Origin of the sequence: Pseudorhodobacter sp. (assembly GCF_030452865.1) — a bacterium.
Taxonomy (GTDB): Bacteria; Pseudomonadota; Alphaproteobacteria; order Rhodobacterales; family Rhodobacteraceae; genus Pseudorhodobacter.
Genome location: NZ_JAKDLJ010000251.1, coordinates 1 through 5330 on the forward strand (window position 1 = coordinate 1; position 5330 = coordinate 5330).

General features: G+C 59.3%; 7 protein-coding genes. 1 reads left to right on the forward strand and 6 read right to left on the reverse strand.

What is annotated here, in order from left to right; genetic code table 11:
* Positions 1–104 precede the first annotated feature (104 nt).
* The 4 genes from L0H65_RS13685 to L0H65_RS13700 are packed head-to-tail and all read right to left on the reverse strand — an operon-like array spanning position 105 to position 2718.
* Positions 105–497: an SgcJ/EcaC family oxidoreductase gene (locus L0H65_RS13685; protein WP_301459606.1), complete on the reverse strand. Its 393-nt coding sequence runs from the start codon at positions 495–497 to the stop codon at positions 105–107.
* A complete protein-coding gene (locus tag L0H65_RS13690) occupies positions 494–1867 on the reverse strand; it encodes an FAD-binding oxidoreductase (protein ID WP_301459607.1) in 1374 nt (457 codons plus the stop codon). Before L0H65_RS13690 ends, L0H65_RS13685 begins: the two co-directional genes overlap by 4 nt.
* Positions 1868–1924: 57 nt before the next feature.
* Positions 1925–2563 carry a DUF1638 domain-containing protein gene (locus L0H65_RS13695; protein WP_301459608.1) on the reverse strand — a complete coding sequence of 213 codons (639 nt, stop codon included), beginning with the start codon at positions 2561–2563 and terminating at the stop codon, positions 1925–1927.
* Positions 2560–2718 carry a hypothetical protein gene (locus L0H65_RS13700; RefSeq protein ID WP_301459609.1) on the reverse strand — a complete coding sequence of 53 codons (159 nt, stop codon included), beginning with the start codon at positions 2716–2718 and terminating at the stop codon, positions 2560–2562. Before L0H65_RS13700 ends, L0H65_RS13695 begins: the two co-directional genes overlap by 4 nt.
* A gap of 156 nt (positions 2719–2874) precedes the next feature.
* Between L0H65_RS13700 and yghU the strand changes: the two genes are divergently transcribed.
* Positions 2875–3735: a glutathione-dependent disulfide-bond oxidoreductase gene (gene yghU / locus L0H65_RS13705; protein ID WP_301459610.1), complete on the forward strand. Its 861-nt coding sequence runs from the start codon at positions 2875–2877 to the stop codon at positions 3733–3735.
* A gap of 32 nt (positions 3736–3767) precedes the next feature.
* Here the strand turns inward: yghU and L0H65_RS13710 are convergent, their stop codons facing one another.
* Both L0H65_RS13710 and L0H65_RS13715 read right to left on the reverse strand, forming a co-directional pair.
* Complete coding sequence (locus L0H65_RS13710; RefSeq protein WP_301459611.1) at positions 3768–4700, reverse strand: phosphatase PAP2 family protein; 933 nt, start codon at positions 4698–4700, stop codon at positions 3768–3770.
* A 246-nt stretch (positions 4701–4946) separates the two neighbouring features.
* Positions 4947–5330 (reverse strand): cobalamin-dependent protein (locus L0H65_RS13715; protein WP_301459612.1); only part of this gene is annotated, 384 nt, incomplete at its 5' end.

Consider the following 5330-nt stretch of genomic DNA (forward strand, 5'->3'; position numbering starts at 1 on the left):
CCTGCTGAACGGGTGGAGGAAATAGCGCGAATGCTGGCCGGGGATACCATCACACCTGCCGCGCGCGACGCCGCACGGGCCTTGCTTCAGGTTTGAGGCCGGAATTACGCCTCTACGGGCGAGAATTGCAACGAGATCGCTTGCCAGCCGCCGGGTTTTGCCACCAGAACCGCGATCAGGATTGCGCCAACCCGACCGGCATCGCGCCCACTTGCATCCACAAGACCTGACAGCACAAAACGTTGATGCAGCACCGCCGCCCCCGGACCCAGGGCCCGCAACCGGATCTTGCCAGTGACCAGGCGCGATTGGTTGAATGCCCCCGCCAATTCATCGCGCAAAAGGCTGGTGATTGCTTTGCGCCCTTCGGCGCAACCGCCAGTCAGGCTCAGGAAATCGGCATCTTCCACCATCAACGCGGCGAGGCCTGATGCGTCGCGCGCGCTCCACAGGTGCGAAAAGGCGCGGGGGAAATCTTCGGCAGTTGTCGGGGTCATGTCTGTCGCACCATCTTGCCGGGATTCAGCAGGTTTGCCGGGTCCAGAACCCGCTTGATCTGCGCCATGACCTCCCATGCCGCACCATGTTCGGCGGCCATATAGCGCAGCTTGCCACAGCCGATACCATGCTCTCCACTGATTGTCCCGCCCAGATGCAGCGCGCGTTCGACCATTCGGTTTGACAGGTGCCGCGCCACCGCCATTTCTGCCGGATCATCCTTGTCCACCAACAGGATAGCGTGAAAATTTCCGTCGCCGACATGGCCCAGAATTGGCCCCATCAGCGGGCTTTCGGCGATATCGGCGCGGGTTTCTTCCACCGCCTCTGCCAGCCGTGAAATCGGCACGCATACATCGGTGACAAGCGCCGTTGCGCCCGGTCGCAGCGCCAGAATCGCGGGATAGGCGTCGTGGCGCATTTTCCACAGTTTGGCACGGTCTTCGGTCGCTTTGGCCCATTCAAAGCCGGTGCTGCCCATTTCGGACGCAAGGTCGGCAAATCGCTCAGTCTGTTCTCGCACACCAGCGGGGGAGCCGTGGAATTCCACCATCAGATGTGGCGTCTCCGGCATCGCCATTGCCGCCCAGGCGTTACAGGCGGCGACCGTGGGTTCATCCAGAAACTCGATCCGCGCCATCGGGATACCGGATTGGATCGTGGCGATCACGCAGTCCACCGCATCCGCGATTGTCGCAAAAGCGCAAACGGCGGCGGAAACCGCCTCCGGTTGGCCATGCAGGCGCAGGGTGAGTTCAGTCATCAGCCCTAAAGTGCCTTCGGAGCCGACAAAAAGTGCGGTCAGATCATAACCCGCCGAGGATTTCGGCGCGGAGGTGCCGGTGCGGATTATGCGACCATCGGCGAGAACCACCTCAAGCCCCAGCACATTGTCGCGCATCGTGCCATATCTGACGGCGGTTGTACCACTGGCGCGGGTCGCGGCCATGCCGCCCAAAGTGGCGTTGGCACCGGGGTCGACGGGAAAAAACAGACCCGTCGCGCGCAGTTCCTCATTCAAACGCTCACGCGTGATTCCGGGCTGCACGACGCAGAGCATATCCTCGGGATAGATTGCAAGCATCTGGTTCATTTGCGAAAAATCAACCGTGACGCCGCCTTTCAGCGCCAAGGCATGGCCTTCAAGCGAGGTGCCAGCGCCCCAACCCACCATGGGCACGCCATTTTTCGCGCACATTCGGGCGATCATCGCCACGTCATCGCTGGTTTGCGGATAGACGACAGCATCCGGCAACCCACCGGTGACATGGGTTTCCGACTGGCCATATTGCGCCAATATGCTTGCCTCCCGGCTGAACCGGGAACCAAGGCGATGTGCCAGTTCAGTAAGGGCAGCTTCGAGGGGCATGGCAGTTCCGGTCAGGGTGCGGTCACGCTACTGCATGGGGCGTCAGAGGGGAAGGTGCTAAGGCTTCAGCGCGGTCAAGGCAGGCGTCAGGTCGCCATAGCCGGTAAAGCGCCGCTCATACGCTAGGCCAAGCCGTCTGGCGCAATCTTCGGCTTTGGCATCCAGTGCCGGATCATTGGTTTGCGCCTGATAGACCAGTTTGGTGTAATTCCCGAAATACATGTCGCGCAATTGTGGATGCCGGTCGAGGCCCATCGGCTTCCAGACGAAGGCATCAAACTGCCGCACCAGAAAATCGGTCAGGTAGAAGGCGGTGAATTCGACATCTGCTTTGGCAGCAAAGGCATCATTCCCTTCAAAAAACGAATAACAATGCGGACCTGAAACCATCTCCACGCCAAGTTTATTGCACATATCGAACAATTGACCGCCCGTGCCGCAATCAGCATAGACCACAAAGATCCGCGCGTAGTCGGCGCGGCGTTCCAGCACGGTTTTTTCCACCGCAGGCGGAATCCGATCGGGCCAGAGGTGCAGATTCGCAGGCAGGCATTGCAGGTCGAGGTGATCCCATTGGTTCAGCTTTTTCAGCGTCAGAATCTCATGCGCCAAAGCGCCGCAGGCAATCAGCAACACCCGGCCCTTGCCCGTCGGTGCCATGCCATCGGTCGTCAGTGTGCTGTCATCGGGGGTCATGGTCGCATCATCCACAGGCGCAAGGCAAGTGCTGCACCGGCGGCGAGCAGGCCGAGCAGGGCAAACGAGATGCCGACGAATTGTGCGGCGAAGATCGTCGCGGCACCTGCGACAATGGCAATCAGGATCAACCAGATGATGACGCGGAGGGGCATGGCAACTCCCTTGAGGGCAATCCAAATCTAAGCGCTGCGCGAGCGATTGCCAAGTCGCGAACACGGCGGCTTGATCGGGGTTTGCGTCATCTTGGGCTGGTTCACGACGCGGAACTGGTGTCTACAATGCGCAAAGCGTCAGGACAGGAGCGTGTGATGGCTGAATATACCCCCCCGAAGGTCTGGACCTGGGATCAGGAAAACGGTGGCACGTTCGCCAGCATCAACCGTCCCATTGCCGGGGCCACGCATGACAAGGCGCTGCCCGTCGGCAAGCATCCGTTCCAGCTATATTCGCTTGCGACCCCGAACGGGGTGAAAGTGACGGTGCTGCTGGAGGAGTTGCTGGCGGCAGGCCACAAGGGCGCAGAATATGATGCCTGGCTGATCAAGATCGGCGATGGCGATCAATTCGGGTCTGGGTTTGTCGAGGTCAACCCCAACTCCAAAATTCCGGCGTTGATGGACCGGTCTGGCGATACACCGGTCCGGGTGTTTGAATCCGGCTCCATCCTGCTGCATCTGGCCGAGAAATTCGGTGCGTTCATCCCGACCGATCCGGCGGGCCGGGCGGAATGTTTGAACTGGCTGTTCTGGCAGATGGGGTCTGCGCCCTATCTTGGCGGTGGTTTCGGCCACTTCTATGCCTATGCGCCGGAGAAGTTTGAATATCCGATCAACCGTTTTGCGATGGAAACCAAGCGGCAACTGGACGTTCTGGACAGGCAACTGTCGACGCGGCCATACATCGCGGGTGACAGCTATTCCATCGCGGATATCGCGATCTGGGCATGGTATGGCCAGCTTGTGCTGGGCCGCCAATATGGCGCGGCGGAGTTTCTGGACGTGGCATCTTACAAGAATGTCATGAAATGGGCGGAAATGATTGATGCGCGACCGGCAGTCAAGCGGGGCCGAATGGTCAACAAGATGAGCGGCGAGTTGGAATTTCAACTGCATGAGCGCCATGACGCGGGCGATTTTGCGACGAAGACGCAGGACAAGATCGACAACTGAGGTCGCTTGCCCGCGCCATTGGCCGCAAACTTTCAGGCGACGGCATGTTGCAATTGCGCTGTCGGGGCGCTCTCGCGATTGACGCGGCGCAGGAGTGTGACAACCAGTACGGCAACAAGCACCCCCGCGATCAAGTCAACGATGTAATGCCCGCCGAGCACCGGCGTCGCGGAGATCATCACGGTCGCATAGATCCACGCAGGCGCGCTGAGCCATGTCTTGCGGCAGGCCGAAATAATCAGGATGCCGGATGCGGTGTGAAAGGACGGGAAGGTCGCCAACCCCGGCAAATTCGCGGGGTTGAGAACCAAAGGCGCGGACGGATCGCGCAATTCCTCCAGATAGGCGATATGGTAGGAACCTGGAATCCAGCCCATTTGTGCAAAGATCGAAAGATCAGGGATCAGCGTCAGAACAGCGGCTTTGGCCGGAAACGCAGCACCGACGAGGATGCAGATCATTGCTGTGACAAAGAATGTGTCGATGAATTCCCGAGCGCGCGCGATGTAGCCGCATGAAACCAGCAGCAGCAAGACCACAACGCTGAGCAACGTCAGCGAGGTGTAGGCCACGTCGAGGACATGAAACACCTGCGGCAGCGAGAGGACTGCGTTGAAATAGGACAGCCAATCCAGATGCAGCGCCTGGTCCCATCCCGCCAACAAGGTGTCCGCATAAGGGAATGGCAGCATCATGGAGAGGTGGTTCAGTAATCGTAGATTGAGCCATGCGATGTGCAGAAAGAACAGCCCCTCAACCGCGTAATGCAGGCGCAGAAGTGATATAGCGGCCCGCGCGGTTTTGTTCAGCAAACGGCGCATGGTGACGAAAATCACCAGCAGAATGATGCCTTGTGCAACGAACATCGGCAGGGTTGAAGTCAGTAGTTCCGCGCGGCTGAACGCCAGAATCGCCACGTTAAGAGCGGTCAGCGCCAGGATGGTGATGTAACTTGAACATCGCACCAAGGGTTCAATCGGCTGAACAGGGGGATATTGCAAGCGCGCCTCACGAATGAAATCGGTTGAGGGAGCGTTGCAGCGAAAAACAGCAATTTTGCGACGGGAATGCGGAATTCGTGGGTTTGGCCAAGGATTGCGGTGCGGCGTGTACCCTCGGCTTTGCTCAGAGACGGTGGGAACCCCCGATCTACAGCAAAAAGCCCCGGCCGTGCAGCCGGGGCATTGGAACGGGGGAAGCGGTGAGCCTATCTAGCCCGCGTTCATCTGGTTGTGCTTGCGGGCCACGAGGTCTTTTGCGGTTTCCACGGCGACAGCGGCGTCGCGGCAATAAGCGTCCGCACCGATGGCGCGCGAGAATTCCTCATTCAGCGGCGCGCCACCGACCAGCACGATATAATCCTCACGCATGCCTTTTTCCTTCAGCGTGTCGATTACGACCTTCATATAGGGCATGGTGGTGGTCAACAGGGCGGACATGCCCAGAATATCGGGCTGTTCCGCCTCGATCGCGGCAAGGTAACTGTCGACGGAGTTGTTGATTCCGAGGTCACGCACCTCAAAACCGGCACCTTCCATCATCATGCCGACAAGGTTCTTGCCGATATCGTGGATGTCGCCCTTGACGGTGCCGAT

Excerpts from the sequence above, each read along its gene's own strand:
- L0H65_RS13690 (WP_301459607.1), bottom strand. The coding sequence starts at position 1,867 with ATGCCCCTCGAAGCTGCCCTTACTGAACTGGCACATCGCCTTGGTTCC.
- L0H65_RS13685 (WP_301459606.1), bottom strand. The coding sequence starts at position 497 with ATGACCCCGACAACTGCCGAAGATTTCCCCCGCGCCTTTTCGCACCTG.
- L0H65_RS13695 (WP_301459608.1), bottom strand. The coding sequence starts at position 2,563 with ATGACCCCCGATGACAGCACACTGACGACCGATGGCATGGCACCGACG.
- yghU (WP_301459610.1), top strand. The coding sequence starts at position 2,875 with ATGGCTGAATATACCCCCCCGAAGGTCTGGACCTGGGATCAGGAAAAC.
- L0H65_RS13700 (WP_301459609.1), bottom strand. The coding sequence starts at position 2,718 with ATGCCCCTCCGCGTCATCATCTGGTTGATCCTGATTGCCATTGTCGCA.